At 46.1% G+C, this 20203-nt stretch carries 19 protein-coding genes; 17 read left to right on the forward strand and 2 right to left on the reverse strand.

The genetic code is table 11. The annotated features are described in order from the left end of the window. Nucleotides 1-1089: an S-methyl-5-thioribose-1-phosphate isomerase gene (gene mtnA / locus LTAR_RS05425; RefSeq protein WP_062421147.1), complete on the reverse strand. Its 1089-nt coding sequence runs from the start codon at nucleotides 1087-1089 to the stop codon at nucleotides 1-3. Between the two features lie 413 nt (nucleotides 1090-1502). Here mtnA and LTAR_RS05430 point away from each other — a divergent pair, with 413 nt between their 5' ends. The 12 genes from LTAR_RS05430 (at nucleotide 1503) to LTAR_RS05485 (ending at nucleotide 13560) form a co-directional block, all read left to right on the forward strand. After that, nucleotides 1503-2279: a DeoR/GlpR family DNA-binding transcription regulator gene (locus LTAR_RS05430; protein ID WP_062421149.1), complete on the forward strand. Its 777-nt coding sequence runs from the start codon at nucleotides 1503-1505 to the stop codon at nucleotides 2277-2279. 308 nt (nucleotides 2280-2587) lie between these two features. Next, the gene (locus LTAR_RS05435; RefSeq protein WP_062421150.1) at nucleotides 2588-4162 is read left to right on the forward strand and encodes an extracellular solute-binding protein; all 1575 of its coding nucleotides are present in this window, start codon (nucleotides 2588-2590) and stop codon (nucleotides 4160-4162) included. A 216-nt stretch (nucleotides 4163-4378) separates the two neighbouring features. Next, nucleotides 4379-5329 carry a carbohydrate ABC transporter permease gene (locus LTAR_RS05440; protein ID WP_139044417.1) on the forward strand — a complete coding sequence of 317 codons (951 nt, stop codon included), beginning with the start codon at nucleotides 4379-4381 and terminating at the stop codon, nucleotides 5327-5329. A 6-nt stretch (nucleotides 5330-5335) separates the two neighbouring features. Beyond that, nucleotides 5336-6166 carry a carbohydrate ABC transporter permease gene (locus tag LTAR_RS05445; RefSeq protein ID WP_062421152.1) on the forward strand — a complete coding sequence of 277 codons (831 nt, stop codon included), beginning with the start codon at nucleotides 5336-5338 and terminating at the stop codon, nucleotides 6164-6166. Continuing rightward, nucleotides 6163-6456 carry a hypothetical protein gene (locus LTAR_RS05450; RefSeq protein WP_062421153.1) on the forward strand — a complete coding sequence of 98 codons (294 nt, stop codon included), beginning with the start codon at nucleotides 6163-6165 and terminating at the stop codon, nucleotides 6454-6456. Before LTAR_RS05445 ends, LTAR_RS05450 begins: the two co-directional genes overlap by 4 nt. A gap of 4 nt (nucleotides 6457-6460) precedes the next feature. Beyond that, nucleotides 6461-7558 carry an ABC transporter ATP-binding protein gene (locus LTAR_RS05455; RefSeq protein WP_062421154.1) on the forward strand — a complete coding sequence of 366 codons (1098 nt, stop codon included), beginning with the start codon at nucleotides 6461-6463 and terminating at the stop codon, nucleotides 7556-7558. Between the two features lie 2 nt (nucleotides 7559-7560). Further along, nucleotides 7561-8652, forward strand: a complete 1092-nt coding sequence (locus LTAR_RS05460; RefSeq protein WP_062421156.1) for an ABC transporter ATP-binding protein — start codon at nucleotides 7561-7563, stop codon at nucleotides 8650-8652. A 37-nt stretch (nucleotides 8653-8689) separates the two neighbouring features. Further along, nucleotides 8690-9655 carry a carbohydrate kinase family protein gene (locus LTAR_RS05465; RefSeq protein ID WP_062421158.1) on the forward strand — a complete coding sequence of 322 codons (966 nt, stop codon included), beginning with the start codon at nucleotides 8690-8692 and terminating at the stop codon, nucleotides 9653-9655. A 92-nt stretch (nucleotides 9656-9747) separates the two neighbouring features. Further along, the gene (locus LTAR_RS05470; protein ID WP_062421159.1) at nucleotides 9748-10743 is read left to right on the forward strand and encodes a dihydroxyacetone kinase subunit DhaK; all 996 of its coding nucleotides are present in this window, start codon (nucleotides 9748-9750) and stop codon (nucleotides 10741-10743) included. 7 nt (nucleotides 10744-10750) lie between these two features. After that, nucleotides 10751-11392 (forward strand): dihydroxyacetone kinase subunit DhaL, encoded by a 642-nt coding sequence (gene dhaL / locus LTAR_RS05475; RefSeq protein ID WP_081419829.1) that lies wholly within the window; start codon nucleotides 10751-10753, stop codon nucleotides 11390-11392. A gap of 92 nt (nucleotides 11393-11484) precedes the next feature. Continuing rightward, nucleotides 11485-12705: a Tm-1-like ATP-binding domain-containing protein gene (locus LTAR_RS05480; RefSeq protein WP_062421163.1), complete on the forward strand. Its 1221-nt coding sequence runs from the start codon at nucleotides 11485-11487 to the stop codon at nucleotides 12703-12705. Between the two features lie 18 nt (nucleotides 12706-12723). Continuing rightward, nucleotides 12724-13560, forward strand: a complete 837-nt coding sequence (locus tag LTAR_RS05485; protein ID WP_062421164.1) for a phosphoenolpyruvate hydrolase family protein — start codon at nucleotides 12724-12726, stop codon at nucleotides 13558-13560. A gap of 54 nt (nucleotides 13561-13614) precedes the next feature. Here the strand turns inward: LTAR_RS05485 and LTAR_RS05490 are convergent, their stop codons facing one another. After that, nucleotides 13615-15123, reverse strand: coding sequence for a glycosyltransferase family protein (locus LTAR_RS05490; RefSeq protein ID WP_062421166.1), 1509 nt, complete (start codon nucleotides 15121-15123; stop codon nucleotides 13615-13617). A gap of 208 nt (nucleotides 15124-15331) precedes the next feature. Between LTAR_RS05490 and LTAR_RS05495 the strand changes: the two genes are divergently transcribed. The 5 genes from LTAR_RS05495 to LTAR_RS05515 all read left to right on the forward strand — a co-directional run bounded on the left by LTAR_RS05495 (nucleotide 15332) and on the right by LTAR_RS05515 (nucleotide 20197). Further along, a complete protein-coding gene (locus tag LTAR_RS05495) occupies nucleotides 15332-15991 on the forward strand; it encodes a metal-dependent transcriptional regulator (RefSeq protein ID WP_062421167.1) in 660 nt (219 codons plus the stop codon). Next, the gene (gene feoB, locus LTAR_RS05500; protein WP_062421169.1) at nucleotides 15981-18236 is read left to right on the forward strand and encodes a ferrous iron transport protein B; all 2256 of its coding nucleotides are present in this window, start codon (nucleotides 15981-15983) and stop codon (nucleotides 18234-18236) included. The genes LTAR_RS05495 and feoB overlap by 11 nt, the downstream gene beginning before the upstream one ends. Nucleotides 18237-18238: 2 nt before the next feature. Beyond that, nucleotides 18239-18493 (forward strand): winged helix-turn-helix domain-containing protein, encoded by a 255-nt coding sequence (locus tag LTAR_RS05505; protein ID WP_062421170.1) that lies wholly within the window; start codon nucleotides 18239-18241, stop codon nucleotides 18491-18493. A 25-nt stretch (nucleotides 18494-18518) separates the two neighbouring features. Continuing rightward, the gene (locus LTAR_RS05510) at nucleotides 18519-19280 is read left to right on the forward strand and encodes a fumarylacetoacetate hydrolase family protein (protein ID WP_062421172.1); all 762 of its coding nucleotides are present in this window, start codon (nucleotides 18519-18521) and stop codon (nucleotides 19278-19280) included. 161 nt (nucleotides 19281-19441) lie between these two features. Then, a complete protein-coding gene (locus LTAR_RS05515; RefSeq protein WP_062421174.1) occupies nucleotides 19442-20197 on the forward strand; it encodes a YebC/PmpR family DNA-binding transcriptional regulator in 756 nt (251 codons plus the stop codon). Nucleotides 20198-20203 lie beyond the last annotated feature (6 nt).

Genomic DNA, 20203 nt, shown 5'->3' on the forward strand with positions numbered 1-20203 from the left:
TCAGATTTTTTTACCTGATAACTTTTTATTAAAAATATCTTTCAGTGATGTGGTAAAGGGGGGCTGTGCAATGCCATATTCAGTAATAATGGCTGTGATGTTTGCATTTTCTGTCACATCAAAAGCCGGATTAAATACTTTTATCCCCTGCGGCGCCATTCGCTGAGCATACCATTTTTCTGTAATTTCCTCTGCCGGGCGTTGCTCAATATGAATATCTCTGCCCGTCTGACAATTCATGTCGATTGTAGAAGTAGGTGCGCAGACATAAAATGGAATGCCATAATAATGAGCCAGGATGGCTACACCGGATGTGCCAATTTTGTTGGCGGTATCACCATTGGCTGCTACACGATCACAGCCAACAAAGACGGCATTGACCCAACCATTTGACATAACCGTTGCTGCCATGTTGTCACAGATGAGAGTGGCATCTATTCCAGCCCGGTTAAGTTCGTATGCCGTAAGACGGGCGCCCTGTAACAGTGGACGGGTTTCGTCTACAAAGACCTTAAAGTTGTATCCCTGTTCTTGCCCCAGATACATCGGAGCGGTGGCTGTTCCATATTTCACCGTAGCCAGTTGCCCTGCATTGCAATGAGTCAATAATCCCATTCCGGGTTTTAAAAGCGAGAGCCCATATTCACCAATAGCCCGGCAGGTATGAATATCTTCTGCCTTGATATCGTGTGCTTCCTGCAATAACGCGGTTTTGATTTTTTCCACTGAGGCAGATGCGTTCTTCATAAGGCAGGTTTCCATCCGGTCCAGAGCCCAAAACAGGTTTACAGCCGTTGGGCGGGATGAAGCCAGGTATTTTTTGACTTTAGAGAACTCAGCAAAAAACGCATCAAAATCTGTTGCGGAGCTTTGCTTAATTCCGAGATACAAACCATATGCAGCCGCTATACCGATAGCCGGTGCACCACGTACCTGTAAATCGTATATAGCCTGCCAAATTTCCGCCATCGTTTTTAGGCTGAGATAGACGACTTTGTTTGGTAAAAGTGTCTGATCAATGATCACCAGCGCATTCTTTTGATCATCCAATTCAACGGTTTCAAAATTCAATGATTGTAATGTATCCATGAAAATTTCCGACGGAATAAGAGTTTTGTTTAAAAATGAACTTATGTACACATATTGAGCATTTGTACATAATAAGGGGTTTGTCTAAAGGTAACAAGTGACATTTAGCACTGTATTATGTATATAACTTTACTCCTGAAAGACTTTTTCGAAAATAGTTGGACTTTTAGATATATACAAAAAATGAAACCAAAGGCTTTTGAAATGATTACATGCAAAATAACAAAATTAGAGAAAGAAAAAATACGAGTTTCTATTTGCATATAAAAAATATTACATTCGTAATTGACAAAGTGATCAAAATCCCTATAATCTAAAAATAGTGTTATGAAAGAAAGTTAAATGCTTACGTAAGTAAGCTGAGATACAGATTAGCGATATATATCCCTGAAAACATTACTGGAAAAAAATTCATGCGCAGTCTGGAAAACAACACTGAAGTACGGCGAACATCACTCGTAAGTTACGTCCTTGAGCGCGGATATGTATCTGTCCAGGATTTGAGTGATCACTTCAATGTTTCCAAGGTGACAATTCGGGGAGATCTTACGGCTCTTGAAGAAGCCGGCGCCATTAAGCGGCAACATGGTGGAGCCACAATTCCAAAAGATGACCTGCCAGGAACGATTGCCTTTCAGGCCAGGGCGCGAATTGACCAGGAACAAAAACAACGGATTGGTGACCTGGCTGCCACACTGGTTCATGATGGCGACTCGATCATGATTGATTCGTCAACAACGGGTTTGTACCTGGCACGAGCTCTTAAGAACAAAAAAGACCTGAAGGTGGTTACCAACGGAATTAACACCTCTCTTGAATTATTGAAATCTTCCCATTCCGTTATCATGGTTGGAGGGATGATCAATGATCGTACATATGGAACCGTAGGACGCCTGGGACGAAACACGTTATCTGAGATTCGGATAGGTAAGGCGTTTCTGGGCGCCAAAGGTGTGAGCATTCGCGACGGCCTGACAGATACAAATTTGTTGGAAGTTGAATTAAAACAGGCTGTTATTGAAGTTTCCTCGCAACTGATAGCCATCGTAGATTCGTCCAAGTTCTCAACTATGGGAATTTCATCTTTTGCTCCAATTGAAAAAGTGTCAATTATTGTTACAGATTCGGGAGTGCCTATGGTTGAAAAAGCAAAGTTTGAAGACCTGGGAATTCAGGTGTTGGTGGCCTGATTCGGCTGATTTTTTTCCCAAACTGGCTGTGTCACAAAAAAGTACCTGATAGTAAGTGATTAATATCACTTGAAGAACGATTTTTTTACCTGTATTATGAACTTTAGCACACCGAGTGAACAAATGTACACTCCAGACATTGTTTTCTGCTCTATGTGTTTTCCGAGGTCCTTTTACTGGTAGTGCATTACCCTCGATAAGCAAAAATACTGGTTTTCAGGAGGTAGGAAGAGTAAGAGATAAAAAATTGTTTACTGTAATTTTCATCGCCCTAGTAATTCCACAACCATTACACAAGAAGGAGTCCCATGAACAAGCAAAATTTGTTCAAAATTGCTGGTTTGATTATGGTGTTTTCCATGTTATTGACAGCCTGTGGAACACCAGCCACCCCTGCACCTGCCGCTGCTGAACCTGCTAAAGCGGTAGAACCGACCAAAGCTCCTGAAGCTGCTGCTCCTGCTGAAGCGGCAAAACCGACCGAAGCTGCAGCTGCTGAAGCAGCGCCTGCCGCCGCCGATCATCCGTTGAAGGGACAGAAAATTGAGATGTCCATCCTCGGTATCGGTGGATGGGTTCCCTCCCGCCTGGGCGTGGACATGTCTCCTCTCTTCGCCGAATATGCGAAGAAAAACTACGGTTACGATGTAACCTTTACCTTCCAGGAAGCCCCCTTCTCAGATCTGTTCCAGAAGGCCAACGCCTCCCTGCTCACTAAGTCACAGGAATACAACATCATCATCTCTGACTCACAGTGGCTGGGCGCATTCGCGGAAGAAAAAGCCATCGTTAACATCAGCGACCTGATCAAAACTAATCCTGAATTCGATGTCAAATGGGTCAGCCCGGTTGTAGCCGATGCCTACCAGGTATATCCTGATGGCTCTGGCATCAAATGGGGTCTCCCAGAAGAAGGTGATGTTGTCGTTCTGTACGTTCGGCAAGATATGTTCAGCGATCCAAAGAATATTGCCGATTACAAAGCCAAATACAATGCCGATCTGCCCCAGACCTTTGAAGACTGGGAAAAGGTTGACATGGATACCTTCAAGAACATCTCTGAATTCTTCACTCGCAAGGATCAGGGCCTGTATGGAACCGCTTATCAATACAGCAAGGTCTATGACTTCATGACCATGTTCTTGTATCCGTTCATGTTCTCCACCGGTGGTGATATCTGGGATCCCAAAGATGGCAAGATCTTCGGTATTCTGAACAGCGATATCAATGCCAAAGCCATGGAAGCCAACCGTGAAATGCTGAAATACCAACCGGAAGGCGCCCTGCAGTATGACATTGCCGCTATCGTTGATGCCTTTACACAGGGTAAAGTTGCCACAGCTTTCCAGTGGGCTGCTGAAGGCTCTGCCATGATCCCCGATGCTCTTAAGGGTAAAGTTCTGGTTGTTCCCCCACCTGCTTTCAAACAGGCTGATGGCTCTCTGAAACGCGTTTACTCCGTTGGTGGACAGCCGTGGGTTATCAATGCCTACAATGATGACGCCCACATGCGCGTAGCACTTGACTTCTTGAAGTGGTGGTACTTACCCGAAACCCAGCTTGAATATGCCAAACGCGGCGGCAACCCCACCGATGCAGCTACCGTCAATGCTGCTGGTTTCGAAGATATTCAACCCTGGTTCAAAGCCTACAAGTACATGATGACCTCAGAACACACTCGTGACTTCTGGCACGAACCGACCTACTCCACCATGCTCTCCACCCAGCAGGAAGGCTTCACCGCCTATGCTTCTGGTCAGGTTAACGATGCGAAGAACACCCTCGATTGGATTGCCTGCGAACAGCAGAAAATCCAGTTCGAAGCTGGCCGCACCAAGATCGAACCCGATGCTTCCTGCAAGAATATCAAACTCGACAAATAGTTTCTCCTTTTATTGGTAGTTCTCGCAACACCGCCTGGCAGATGGCCCTACATCTGCCAGGCGCAACAAAACAAACGCCGGTGACTTCCAAAGTATTAACGATGCTTTTTTGTTCTTTCATACTCCGTTCTTTTCATCGTTATTCATATTGATTCTTCTGGCCTCGAATATTCCGGGAAAAACCCGTGCAAAAGACCTTGTAATAGGAGGATTGTGGTGGAAAACGTTAGCGCCCTGCAGCGTACCGCTGGTAAAAAGCCCTGGCATAAAAAGCTAATGGACGGTTTTGATAATTCAAATCTGTTCCCTTATTGCTTGATCATTCCTGTTTTATTGTTCTTCATAATCTGGAACCTGATCCCTACACTCTGGATGATCGGGATGAGCTTCTACAATTACGCCTTCACTACCGGCGCTCCTGAGAAGTTCAATGGCATTAGCAATCTGATAGATATCATGAACAACGATACCGTTTGGGGGAACCTGGGAAGAACTTTTACCTGGGTTTTGGCTACAACCGGTATTGAAACCGTACTTGGAATTTTATTGGCTTTCCTTTTCTGGAACAGCGCCAAACTGCCCGGCCGACGTCTGGCTTTGACCTTACTGTTCACCCCCATGCTGATTGCCCCGGCTTCAGTCGGTGCTTTCTTCAAACTGCTTTACGAACCCGATTTTGGTGTAATTAATTATCTGCTGTCACTTTTCGGTATTGCAAAAATCAACTTCCTGGGTGATCTGAAATGGGCATTCCCTGCCGTTACTCTTGTGGATGTATGGATGTGGACGCCCTTCATGATCTTGATCACACTGGCAGCCCTGGGTTCCGTTCCGAAAGCAGAACTGGAAGCGGCTGAAATTGACCGCCTTCCCTGGACAAAGCGTCTGGTCCATATTATTTGGCCATATGGCAAGTTCGTTCTCATGCTTGGTATCCTGCTGCGGACGATCGATTCTTTCAAAACGATGGATTTGATCTTCATGTTGACCCGCGGCGGTCCCGGCAACACAACGGAACTTGTAGCCATTGGGTTGTATCGAAAGGCATTTGAAGGCTTTACGATGGGTTGGTCTTCTACCCTCGCCGTAATCCTGCTCTTTATTGCCATTGCTTTCACGTCCGTTTACCTATACATCTTGAACCTCAGCAATGCTGAGAAGGAGTAGACAGAGATGCATAAAGGATTCAAAACTACTCTGTATCACATCATTCTATGGATTGTGGCGCTTATTTTCTTTGCTCCAGTTTTCTGGATCATACTCTCAGCGTTCAAAACCAAAGACCAAATTCTGTCCATTCCACCGAAATGGTTTTTTACACCCACATTGGCAAACTTTGTAGACCTGTTCACCCGCCCGAATGTTGGTACGTATATTCGTAACAGTCTATTGATTTCTGCCATTGCCGTTTTGATTGCCCTGGTGGTGTCATTCCTGGCGGCGTATGCATTTTCACGTTTCAAGTTGAAGAGCACCAGCCTGATTATGTTTTTCCTGCTCTCCATTCGTATGGTACCGGCTGCCGCCTCTGTAATCCCTGTTTTTCTTATGTATGTGGCACTCGGATGGAAAGATACGTATCCTGGTATGACCCTTTTCTATGCCATGTTCAGTATTCCTTTCTCTGTCTGGATTCTGAAAGGATTTGTGGATGGAGTATCTGAACGTTTTGATGAAACCGGTCTTGTGAATGGTGGATCCCGTCTTCATGTTCTGTTTGATGTTGTACTTCCACAGGTACGTCCGGGCCTTGTGGCGGCATTCATTTTCAACATGGTCTTTGTCTGGAATGAATACATGTTCAACTACATTATTGGTGGAAAAACAACCACTACTGTGCCGGTTGCATTGGTCACCTGGATGTTGAATCAGGGTGGAGTAGACTGGACGTTCATGGCATCACTGACTGTGGTCTTCATGATCCCGCCTATTCTGGCTGTTTACTTCTTCCAGAAGTACCTGTTAATCGGTATGACATTCGGAACCGTGAGAGGTGAAATATGAACCAACCGGTTAAGAAACCGTTTGCCTTTCGCTTTCAAACTGTCTTGATCGTTGTTTTGTTGATCAGCCTTGTTTTGATCGGGCAGCAATTCAGCAAAACGATCTATCAGATAGGACTGGTATTGTTGATCGTCTCAACCTTTTTGCAGATCGGCGCCAGTAATATTGACCCCAAAGCAGATTTCAAAGGTTCGATGAAAGTAATGGGTATTGCCATGTCGATCGTTGTAGTTGTTTTTACGGCAGGCATCTTGTTGGTCCCTTATTTCCTCGATCTCGGGAAGAGGTGATATTGTGAATTCTGTAGAATTTAAAAACATCTCCAAGGTATACGGTAAACAGACCTTATTAAAGGAAACAAGTTTTGCCGTTGAAGCTGGAACCTTTACTGTTATTTTTGGCGCTCCGGGATGCGGTAAATCGGTCATCCTTCGGCTGCTTACCGGGCTCGAAAAACCCACCAGCGGAGAGGTCTTCTTGCGAGGCGAAAATGCAACAAGTCTTTCAGCCGGAGACCGCAATATCGGTTATATCCCGCAGTCATTTGCTCTCTATCCTCATTACAAAGTACGCGACAATATCGGGTATCCCCTGAAATTGATCGGCGCTCCGAAATCAGAAATTGACGATGTGGTTGCCCGCACAGCTGAGTTATTGAGAATTACCCGACTACTCGATAAATACCCGAACCAGCTTTCTGGTGGTGAGAAACAGCGTGTGGCCATCGCCCGCGGCATCGCCAAAAAGACCGACATTTTTATCTTTGATGACCCTCTGACAGGTCTGGATTTTAAACTGCGTGAACAATTATTCGACGATTTGCGTTCCATGCAGGAAACATTGAAAGCAACTTTCATCTATACCACGTCTGATCCTCTTGAAGCTTTAATGCTCGCCGAGAAGATCCACGTGTTGGATGATGGTAAGGTTATTGAAGCCGGTAATATTGAAACTGTTTACCACCAGCCTCAGCATTTGAGAACTGCTTTGTTGCTTGGATTCCCCAAAATAAACACCTTTGATGGAACATTAGAAAAAGACAGTAAATCAATCATTTGCAAGACCAAATTGTTCTCATTCCCGGTGGATCTCAATCAGAGTGAGAAATCGGACAACGACCAGGTTGTTGTGGCAGTCAGACCTCAGTATCTGAAACTGAATGAAAAACCTTCGGGCAAATCTATCTTTATTAATGCAAACATCACGTTAGCCGAAGATCTGGGCGGCGAGATGGTCATTCATATGGATGCCGACGGTGTTTATCTGCTGGGTGTGGAAAGGCATGACAGCTTCTCGCAGCAGGAAGGTGCTGTTGAGATTGGTGTTGCCAATCAAAATCTCATGGTGTTCGATGCAAAAACCTCCCGGCGCATCGGCCAAGGAGCAAATTAACCATGTCTGATATTCGAATTGAGAAACTGCGTAAAGAATACGGTCAGACTGTTGCTGTAAATGATGTCACAATTACGTTTCCTTCTGGGTCCGTTACCTGTCTTCTGGGTCCTTCCGGTTGTGGAAAAACCACGCTTTTAAGAATGATTGCCGGCCTTGAAGATGTTACTTCTGGTGAAATCTATTTTGGTGATCAAAAAGTGACAGATCTGGCCCCCAGCAAACGGAATATTGGTATGGTATTCCAGTATCCGGTAGTTTACCGGGGGATCACCGTATATGAAAACATCGAATTACCCCTGCTTCAAGAGAAATTATCTGATCAGGAACGCCGAAAACGCGTCATGGATGTAGTGGAAACACTGGGGTTGCAGAGCAGTATCAATAAAGATATTACCAAACTGGATAATGGAACACGCCAGAAAGTGGCTGTAGCACGTACTGTCGCCCGCCAACCACAGATCATCTTGTTCGATGAACCGATCACCAACGTGGACGTGGCATCCAAAGATCAGTTGAAACAGGCTCTGAAAGATTTGACCCGCATGCTCAAACAAACCATCGTATATGTAACCCACGATCAGACGGAAGCCATGACTCTGGCAGACCAAATCGCATTGATGAAAGATGGTGTAGTGGTTCAACGGGATGCTCCCCGTTCTCTTTATAATCAGCCAAACGATGTATTTGGCGGCTGGTTCCTGGGAAATCCGGGTATGAACTTCTTTGATCTCTCTGCAAAAACGAACGGGCATGGAACTGAAATCCAAACAGGCCTGTTCAGCCGGCCGCTCATGATCGAAGGTCTGGAAAAAGATTCCAATATTAAACTGGGAATTCGTCCAGAACAGGTGAAAGTAAGTGGAAAAAAGAACGACAGAATGGTGCAGGGTACTATCCTGCGGAAATCCATAGTTGTCGGCGGACAATACCTGGTAACAATCAAATCTTGCGATCAAACATTTAAAGCCAAAGTTGAGCCGGAGACTGGATATGCCCTTAAAGATGAAGTCTGGTTTGAGATTCCTCTAAAAGACATCATAATTTTCGGACCCGACGGTCACCGGTTGGATGTAAAGACATCATTGGCTTGATCAATCTACTGAAAATCTCTGTAAAAGGAGCATAACAATGGCAAAAGTAGTCAGCTTGGGAATTCATATCATTGATATTTTAGGTCGTCCGGTTACCGGCATTCCTGCAGGCCAGAATCTGGCCTTGTTGGAAGAGATCCGCATCACAGTAGCCGGAACGGCTGCTGGTACCAGTGTAGATATGGCCAAATTGGGACTGGATGTTGTTGCCATGGGAGCCATCGGAGAAGATGAACTGGGCAATTTCATGATTACAACGATGAATCGCTATGGTATTGATACATCCTGCCTGGTGCGGAAACATGGAGTACAAACATCGTCCACAATGCTCCCGATTCGCCCCAACGGCGAGCGTCCGGCCTTGCATGTAGTGGGTGCCAACGGCGAATTGACATTGGATGACATCAATTGGGATGTGATTGCATCTGCCCAATTCTTGCATATGGGTGGTTCATCTCTGCTCCCCAAGATCGATGGCGAACCCACCGCTAAAATTTTGAAATTTGCCAAAGAGCATAATGTTGTCACCACATTTGACCAGGTGGCTATTGCCCGTCCTGATCTTCTGGATATCATCGTTCCATGCATGCCATACACCGATTATTTTATGCCTGGTTTCGAAGAAGCTCAGATGATGTGCGGCTTGAAAGACCGGAAGGATGTCATCAAATTCTTCCTGGATAAAGGCGCAAAACACACCGTCTTTAAGATGGGTGGAGCCGGTTCCAGTATTGCCTGGTATGACAAGAATGGCCATATCGAAGAGATTCGATTACCGATCCTTAAAGCCAATGTGGTAGATTCCACCGGCTGCGGTGACTCCTACTGTGCCGGCTTTATCAAAGGGCTCTCCCTGGGTTGGGACCTGGAAAAATGCGGCATGCTCGGAAGTGCCTGCGGCGCCCTGGTCATCACAGGATTGGGTTCAGATGCCGGAATCAAAGATTTCGACAGCACTGTCAAATTCATGAATACGGCGGAAAAATTACCGTTACACGATTAATGGTAGGATGGGTGAAAAGCCGCGGTTCCCTAAGCCGCGGCTTTTCCGAATTTAATAATGACAAACCCAAATTTTATTAAAGGAAGAGACAAATGAAAAAATTCATCAATGATCCCTTCAATCTTGTAGATGAAATGTTGGATGGTTTTCTGGCTGTTCATAAAAAGAAGATCCGAAAGCTGGAAGATGTGCGCTCCATAGCTCGCACCGATGCCCCGGTTGCGGGGAAAGTTGGGATTGTCAGCGGTGGAGGCTCAGGCCATAAACCGGCGTTCATTGGCTTTTGTGGAGAAGGCATGCTGGATGCCGTAGCCGTTGGAGAAATTTTTACTTCACCTCCTCCACTGGCCTGTTACGAAGCTGTCAAAGCTGCCAACGGTGGAAAGGGTGTTTTGATTCTGCTGGGGAATTATGCCGGTGATGTGATGAACTTCCAGATGTCTGCTGATCTCAGCGCGGCAGATGGAATCGAAGTAGAGCAGGTGATCCTGACGGACGATGTGGCTTCTGCTCCTAAAGGACAGGAAAACCGGCGTCGTGGCGTTTCGGGTGCTTTCCTATGCTGGAAAGTGGCTGGGGCCAAAGCGGCAGCTGGGGGCAGCCTGGCAGAATGTAAAGAAGTTGTTGAACGGGTCAATGCCAATACCCGCACCATCGGTGTGGCTCTTTCACCCTGTACGGTTCCAGCCAAAGGTTCCCCCACATTCGTGCTGGCTGATGATGAGATGGAATACGGCGTAGGTCACCACGGTGAACCAGGAACGGAACGGATCAAAATGATGTCTCTGGATGATACTGTCCAGAAGATGATGAATGAGATTCTTGTGGACCTCCCATTTACAAAAGGTGACAATGTCGCGGTTGTGATCAATGGATTGGGATCAACGCCGCAGATTGAGCTGTACGCTGCTTTCCGAAAAGTAAAGAGTATTCTCGATACGGAAAAAATAAACATTGAGAATGCCTATGTGGGAGAATTCTTTACCGGGTTGGAAATGGCTGGATTCTCCATCACATTATCGAAACTGGATCCAGAGATCAAATCTTTGTTAGACGCCCCGGCCAGTACGCCCTGTTATACATGCTAGGAGTGAAATGATGTCTGAATCAATCAGCAACAAACAGATGTACCATATCGTCGAAACCATCTGCGATACCATTGAAGAACAACAACAATATCTTTCTGATCTGGATGGCGAACTTGGCGATGGCGATCATGGTGTTAATATGGCCAAGTGTTTTCGAGAGGTCCGCAAGAAAGTGGAACCCGTTGCGGATAAGGATTGTGGAACCATATTAAAAACCGTTGGAATGTATGTCATGAACTCAGTGGGCGGAGCCATGGGTGCATTATATGGAACCATGTTCCTAAAACTGGCAGCCGAATGTACCGGCAAGACGGAAGTCACACTGGATGATCTGGCACGCATGTTCACGGCGGCAGAAAACGGCATCCGTACTATCGGGAAAGCACAGGTCGGTGATAAGACTCTATTGGATACGGTCGCACCTGCCGTAGCATCCTTGCAAAAATCAGCCGCTGAACACAAATCTCTGACAGAAGCTCTGGCGGCTTTTGAAATGGCGGCAAAGAATGGAATGGAATCAACCCGTGACCTTATTGCCAAAATGGGACGGGCGAGCCGTCTGGGTGAACGGACAATTGGTCATCTGGATGCTGGCGCCACATCTTGTTATTTTATTCTGAGATCATTCGCCCATGGTGTGGAGAAATAGCTGATACGGGTAAAGAATATTCTTCATAGACCTGGGTGGAACTGGTCTTATGGCTTGTTTCAACCCAGGTCATATGTCAATTAGAGGCTATCATGATCGGGAACAAAACTGTTATTGTTATTGGAACCGTAGATACAAAAGGCCCGGAATTGGATTATCTGAGACAGCAAGTAAAAGCGGCTGGCTGTGAAGCCTTATTAATGGATGTGGGGGTACACAATAAATCTGAAACCAGAGCCGATATTACAGGTGATGATGTTGTCAAAGCCACAAACGACCAAATTGAGTCGATTCGTTCGCTTCCTCGCGGTGAAGCCGTTGAAAAGATGAGCAATTCGGCGGCCGTATATCTGGCAAAGATGGTGGCTGACGGAAATGCTCATGGTGTGATCGGACTGGGGGGATCTGGCGGAACCACAATCTGTGCCGCCGCTATGCGCGGTTTGCCGTACGGTTTGCCTAAACTACTGGTTTCCACCCTGGCTTCGGGGAACACCCGCTGGCATATTGGCATATCGGATATCGTGATGATGCCGTCTATTCTGGATATCGGTGGATTGAATCCGATGCTGCAAATGGTCCTTAAGAATGCAGCCGGAGCGATTGCCGGAATGGTGAATCACCATGAAGCCTATATTCCCTCCGGAAAGCCGGTGGTTACATTCACCATGTATGGCACAACAACCCCGGGAGTCAGTGCCACACGGAAAATCGTTGAGGATGCCGGTTTTGAACCCTGGGTATTTCATGCCTCCGGTGTAGGCGGAAAAACCATGGAACGGATGATTGATCTGGGTTACGTGAAGGGTGTGGTCGATATGACCCTGGCTGAAATTGGGGCGCATTTGATTGGCGGTTTGCATGATGCCGGCCCGGAACGGCTGGATGCTGCCGGAAAAGTTGGAATTCCCCAGTTGATTGTTCCTGGAGCAGCCGATACCGTTGTGCTTCCTCCACGGGATCAAATACCGGAGAAGTTCAAAAATCGTATTTTGAATTTCCATAACCCGACCATGACCACCATGCGTACAGAACCGGATGAAAATCGGGCCATTGGTGAATTTATAGCCCGTAAATTGAATGCCTCCCACGGACCGGTAAAGGTTCTTTTCCCGTGGGGTGGTTTGTCATCCATTGACCATCCAGGTAAGATTTTCTATCTGCCGGAAGCCAATAAAGCCCTGTTTGAAACCTTGAAGATAAATCTTAAACCCGAGATTGAACTTCTGGAAGACGATCATCATCTGGATGACCCGGAATTTGCCCAAAGGGCAGCCGGAATCTTCCTGAAAATGATTGAGAAAACTCATTAATACTAAAAGGATTTCCCCATGAAACAATATACGCGAATTGAGCTAATTAACCGGTTAAAGGCCAAACTGGCTTCTGGAAAGATCATTGTAGCCGGTGGAGCCGGTACTGGCATTTCTGCTAAATTTGAGGAAGAGGGCGGAGCCGATATTTTGATGGTTTTTAATTCGGGCCGTTACCGAATGCACGGGTTGGGTTCTCTTTCCGGCTGGATGGCTTATGGTGATGCCAATGCCATCTCAATGGAAATGGGTGAACGCCAGGTGCTTCCGATTACTAAAGAAGTACCCGTGGTTTGTTCTGTAAATGGAACTGATCCAACCCGGGTGATGTCTGTATTCCTCAAAAAAGTGGTTGAAGCCGGATTTTCAGGTGTAAATAATTTCCCCACGATGGGTATGATTGATGGAAACTTCCGGGCGACTCTCGAAGCCACTGGGATGGGGTATGACAAAGAAGTGGATATGATAGGCCTTGCACACCGCATGGATATTTTCACGATGGCTTATGCTTTCAAAGTTGAAGAAGCGGTAGCCATGGCGAAAGCTGGCTGCGATATGCTGCTGGCTCATGTCGGCCTGACTTCTGGCGGTTCCATAGGTGCAGTTAAAACTTTGACTCTCGATGAGTCGGCAGATCTGGTGGCTGAGATGAATGCCGCTGTCAAGAAAGTCAATCCAGAAATTATGGTCTTATGCCACGGCGGTCCCATCTCGCTGCCAAAGGATGTGGAATATATATTAAGCAAAGTAAAAGTGGAAGGCTTTGTGGGGGCATCCAGTATGGAACGCCTGCCGGTTGAAACCGGCATCCGCGAAATGACGGCCGCTTTTGCTGCCATCCCCTATAGAAAATGAGTCTTATTTTTTGATTCTTGTAGAAGGCCTGATTGTGATGAATCAGGCCTTCTATTATTTAGGCGAATAGAAAACACCTGATCCAGATCTTCGGTCTATTTTATAGTTATTCGCAATGGCAATTCGCATGTTGCGGGTCATTGAACCTGTGCGGTCTTTTTCCTGTGAATATTCTAAAGTGCCTGTGCTTTTAGGTAAAGCGTGATTAAGTTGGATGACGGAAAATTGATGTGTTTCAATCATCATCAAAATTAGATTTTCGTCTGTTTCACCCAATATAGCCAATTCAGAAGCCTGATATGGATCAATTTCCAGAGGCTTTCCAGCTGTGTAACATAAAAGCAAGTTTTCACAAAAGATGCGTCCTTGTTGATTCTTAAGATAATCTGCATCATCACGAAAACCTTTTTGAACGGATGCCAGCAAATCGGTTGAATTACTTCGAGGCAGGCGTATCGGCAGGTGATAGAGCAGGGAAAAAGTTATTATGACCGGTAGCAACCATAACATCGTCTTCCTAATTCCAACGGATTTTGGGAAGGCAAATTGAACCTTTAGAAGGCAGACACTTAAAAGAAAAGCTAGAGCCAGAAAGAGGTCAAAGAAATAACTAATAGAAGATATTGTTGACCCGGAAAAGGCCACGGCAACCACCAGAGATATCGCCATATATAACCCGAAGACACGTAATTGCGTATCGAAGACACAAAACATACTGGTCCAACCGGCGGTCAACAGAAGGATGAAAAACGGGATATCCAGGCGGGAGAGTTGACTCAATACCCGATCAGGAGCAACATGGGATAATGAATGGAATTGCTGACGAAATTGGACTCCGAAATGAAAATCAGAAAAAGCATCCAACAAAAACCAGAATAAAAGCAAAGCCAGAACCCAGATAATGCCGTATTTTCGAGAACGGATCATTACATCCAGGCCAATAGCCAGTGGCAAAGCAAAAAGACTCTGCACGGTGTACAGACTGAGTACCATGAGAAGAGCGGAAATCATCAGAGGCGGCCATGAAGTGGATTTCCGCAAGTAAATAATCAAACCTGTAACAGCGAATAAAAGTGCCAGGAAATGAGGGTCATCCATTCCGATGTAATCTTGCGCATAGTCAAGATATAAAAGGAGGGCGGATACACCACCAAAAATGGCAGGTCCTCTATTTATTCCCTGGTGGATGAGAAGCAGACTGCATGCGAAAATAATTACGAGCAGGGAGACCAGAGAGATGACTCTGCCAGCAAGAAGATAGCTGCCAAAATTTTTGCCTGATAATCCAACCAGGAAATATGACAGCGGCGGATAGGCTGGAGGTGTGAAAGGATCTGATGACGAATCAGCATACAGTGGTTGACCTTCGGCAATTTCAGAAGCGTGATACACATTGCTTCCTTCATTGTAATTGATTTGATACACATACCCGAGACGCATGACCGGATAGATCAACATAAGAATTGCCCCAATAACAAGGAGTAATATCCAGAAGAACAATCCGTTCCTATTCCGGGGATTGATGGCTACGGTTTGAAAAGAGTCAATCTGTTGAGTTTCCATTTATCCGCTATTGACGTGAAGTACTACAACACAATTGTCTATCAAATGCTGTTATTTCATTCTAGCTTAAAGGGGATGCCTGGTTCCAAAATCTGATTCAAATTGTCAGGATCGGAAAAACAACTTATCTTTTTTGTAAAATAAATTCGTATTGGTTTGTGTTATACTTCACAAATGATAAGGCATGCCTTATCATTTGTGAGGAAAAATGATAAATCCATCGGTTTCAATAGAAGATTATCTGGGTGCTATTTACCGTTTGCAACGGAAAGACGGTCAGCCTCTCCCGCTGGGAGATTTACAAGAACATTTTGGTTTTTCACCTATTTCCATCCATGAGATGGTACAAAAGCTGGTTCAACGGGGATTGGCTGTATATATCCCCTATAAGGGGGTATTGCTGACTTTAACTGGTTCCACCACCGCCGAGGCTTTGATCCGCCGACACCGTATATGGGAATGTTTCCTCTCAAACGAATTGGCTGTCCCGATTGATGAAGCTCATCAGTTAGCCGGTGATCTGGAACATGCGGCACCAGATTGGATTACTGAACGGTTATTTAACCATCTCGGTCAGCCATCTTTCTGCCCTCATGGCAGTGCAATAGATGAACTGACATCCACACCAGTGGGAATTTCAATAGCCAACGGTCAGGCGGGGCGGACGTATGTAATCTCGTGTATATCTCCTGAGAACTCAAATTCTCTTCAAATCGCTCGCGAGGCCGGTATATTACCTGGTTCATCGTTAACGATCATTGAGAAAAAGAACGGGAATATTGAAATTGAAATAAATGATCAGAAAAAGCAATTATCGGAAGACGATCTCGCTTATTTCTGGGGAATGGATATGACGGATGGATCATGATTTGGTGCGATTGACAGATTTGGGAGTAGGAAAACATGCCCAGGTTCGTCGTCTCGAAGGCGGGAAGGGATTTATTTCGCGTCTGGCGGCTATGGGGTTTACACCTGGTGCTCCGGTGACGGTCTTGCGCCGTAATGGAAACGGCCCGATATTGGTCAGTCTGCGGGGTGCCCAGGTAGCTCTCGGATTTTTAGAGGCAAAGAAAATCAGGTTGACAGTTGTAGAAGAACAGGACCAAGCCTTTATTCAAGAGCCTACGATTCACGGCAATACCCCTGAAAAACACATGGTCATTGCCCTGGCCGGGCAGCCGAATGTAGGAAAGTCTACAGTTTTTAATCTTCTTACGGGATTAAATCAACATGTGGGTAATTGGGCTGGAAAAACGATTGATTTGAAATCCGGTGGATTCATGGTGGGTGACACCTCAATCACCCTGGTGGATCTTCCCGGCACATACAGTCTCACAGCCAATTCGGAAGAAGAGCGAATTGCCCGCGATTTTATCCTTAAAGAACACCCCGATCTGGCCATTGTTGTGGTGGATGCGGCGAACCTTGAACGCAGCCTTTATTTACTGGCAGAAGTCCTTCTCCTGCCGGTTCCTGTTATTCTGGCGTTAAATATGATGGACGTTGCCGGACAGGAAGGAATTCAAGTTGAACCGGGAGTCTTAGAGAGTGCGCTTGGCATCCCGGTGGCTCCAATGTCTGCTGCACACAATCAGGGTATAGACGCATTATTGGCTGTCATTCGGGAATATCTTGATGGAAAAATGCCATTCAACCCGAAGAAGCCTTCCATATCCGATGAACATAAGGGGATATTGGCCGAGATTGTTGAGCAGATTAATGGTTACACCCCAGAGGGATACCCGACAAAATGGGTTGCCCTGAAACTGCTGGAAGGAGATGAAGAACTGGCGGGTTTAATCGAGAAAAACCTGCCTGCGGCCAACTGGCAGAAAGTGGCCGCATTGTTATACGAACACGAAGATGCCGTGTTGGATATTGCCGGTGAACGATATGAATGGATTGCCCGGATGGTGCGTGCGGCTGTTGTAGAACCGCGGATTACACGCGGAAGTCTGACCTCACGTTTGGATCAGGTATTAACACATCCTGTATTTGGGTCATTGATACTGGCATTGGTACTGGGTGGTGTATTTTTCGTAACGTATGCAATCGGATCACCCCTGCAAAGTTGGCTGGGGAGAGGTGTGGAAGCCCTCACAGAATGGTTACGAGTGCAAATGGCTAATTCTCCCGACTGGTTGTCTCATTTGATAACGGATGGTGTTTTAGGTGGTGTCGGTCTGGTTCTGACTTTTCTTCCGATACTGGCGATCTTCTATATCGCATTGGGATTATTGGAAGATACGGGCTATATGGCACGCATCGCATATTTGACGGATCGTTGGATGCACCGTCTTGGACTTCATGGCAAGAGTTTTCTTCCATTACTTCTTGGATTTGGTTGTAACGTCCCAGCCGTATTTGGAACGCGGATTATTGAATCTCGCCGCAGCCGATTATTGACCATTTTATTAATCCCGTTGATCCCCTGTACAGCCCGCATGGCTGTGATCACGATTTTGACGCCCATCTTTTTCCCGGTGCACTCCGCACTGGTTGCCTGGGGGTTGGTGGCTGGTAATCTGGTGATCTTGATGTTACTGGGATTGGCATTGCACAGTTTGATATTGAAGAATGAGCATGTGGCGTTTATTATGGAACTTCCTTTGTATCATGTTCCCAACATGAAAACCATTGGAATTTATGTATGGCAGAATCTACTCAGTTTCCTGCAAAAAGCAGGAACCGTCATTCTGGGCGGTTCCCTGGTTATCTGGGGATTGTCATATTTCCCTACAGGCGAGGTTATGACGAGTTATCTTTCCTATGCCGGCCGCTTCCTTGAACCTATTGGACTGTGGATGGGGTTACCCTGGCCTGTACTGCTGGCCATTCTGACCAGTGTTGTTGCCAAAGAGAATACGATAGCCACACTGGGTATCTTGTATGGGGATGTCGTAAAGGTTCTACCTACACTCCTGACTGCTTCATCAGCCCTGGCTCTTCTGGCTTTTCAAATGCTTTTTATCCCCTGCCTCGGTACCATAGCCGCCATCCATGAGGAGACGAAATCTCTGATGTGGACCATTGTCAGTGCGGTTATGATGCTTTCTCTTTCCATCGGGGCAGGCGTTTTGATCTATAAGGTCGGATTATTACTTTTTGGATGAATATGTTGATCAAAATTCTGCAGATCATACATCGTTATCCTCTGGCTACAATGGAACAAATCCAGGAGGAATTAAGTGTCTCGGCAGAAATGCTGAATAGTATGGTTGCTGATTTAGTTAAAAAAGGGTATCTTAAATCGTATGAAAGCTGTGCCTCTGCCTGTGATCATTGTTCCTTATCCTCTGCATGCGGGGGACAAAGCCATCCCAAAATCTGGATGTTGACAGATAAAGGAAACGATCTAGCCCGCAGGTAAAAAACTTCATTGGTCAGGTGAAAAGATGAAATTTGTCCGCTATAGAATTGGCAATGGTGAACCCCGTTATGGCTGGATATATCAGGATCGGGTTGGTCCGGTGGAAGGGGATCCTTTTGGAGAATACCGCCGGTTGGAAGTGGAAACATCTTTATCAGATGTGCAATTATTATCGCCTGTTATTCCCGGGAAAATCATCTGTGTGGGCCGGAATTATATCGAGCATGCCAAAGAACATTCTGCTCCCGTACCTGAATGGCCGATGTTATTTATGAAACCTCCCAGCAGTGTTATTGGGTTGAATGATTTAATCCATCTTCCTCCCCAATCTGAACAGGTGGAACATGAAGTTGAACTGGTGGTCGTGATGGGAAAAGGCGGCCGGTGGATTCAACCGGATGAAGCTTTCCGGTATATTTTTGGTTACACCATTGGTAATGATGTTACCGCCCGGGATCTACAAAATAAAGACGGCCAGTGGACGCGATCAAAAGGATTTGATACGTTTTGTCCGCTGGGACCATGGATTGAAACTGAATTGGATCCGGCTGATGTCTTATTAAGCTGCCGGGTAAATGGCGAATTGCGGCAGATGTCATCAACCCGTGAAATGGTTTTCACTGTTCAACAACTGGTGGCATTTGTGACATCCATTATGACATTGAATCCTGGTGATATTATCATGACAGGTACACCTGCCGGTGTTGGCCCGCTGAATGAAGGTGACGTGGTGGAATGCACGGGAGAAGGCATCGGTACATTAACCAACCAGATTGCTGCAAGATAACTGGTGCGTAGGCAAAAAGTCAGTACATATGATTTGGATGAACGACTCTGGTTTTGCTACTTCACAGGTGCTTCACCGGTACCAGGATGCTTTCATGGTATAATTTTTTTCCGTTCTTTTGAAACATTCCATCCTTGCAACTATTAAAGGAGTTATTACCCATGTCCGGTCATTCTAAATGGGCAACTATTAAAAGGAAAAAAGGTGCTGCTGATGCAAAACGCGGGCAGATATTCACTCGTTTGACACGTGAAATCGTCATGGCAGCACGTGATGGCGGCGGCGATGTTGATTCAAACTTCCGGCTGAGATTGGCCATTGAAAAAGCCCGCGCCCAAAATATGCCAAAAGACAACATAGACCGGGCCATTAAACGCGGCACCGGCGAGTCAAAGGAAGGCAATTCCTTCGAGCAAATTACTTATGAAGGCTATGCCGGACACGGTGTTGCCTGCATGATCGAAGTGGTTACAGATAACCGCAACCGTTCTGTTGCAGAAATCCGTCATGTTCTCTCCCGCGCTGGCGGTAATCTTGGCGAAAATGGTTCTGTTGCCTGGCAGTTCAAACGGATAGCCTATTTTTCCATTCCGGCTGCCGGAAATGATTTTGACAAGATTTTCGAACTGGCTGTGGATTGCGGTGCAGATGATGTGACCAGTGAAGAAGATGAAATTGAAATCTTCGCCCCTGTTGAATCCTTCAAGACGATCAGCGACCGCCTCCGCGCAGAAAAGATCACCATTGATGAGGCAGAACTGCGCATGATCCCCACCCAGGAAATGGATCTGGATGTCGAAAAAACTCTCGCTGTAATGAAAACTCTGGATGCCCTGGAAGAACTGGACGATGTGCAGGCTCTCTCATCCAATCTGCACATTTCTGAGGAGGCCATGGCGGCTCTGGAGAACGAATAGACTGCC

The sequence above is a fragment of the Leptolinea tardivitalis genome (assembly GCF_001050275.1).
GTDB classification, from domain to species: domain Bacteria; phylum Chloroflexota; class Anaerolineae; order Anaerolineales; family Anaerolineaceae; genus Leptolinea; species Leptolinea tardivitalis.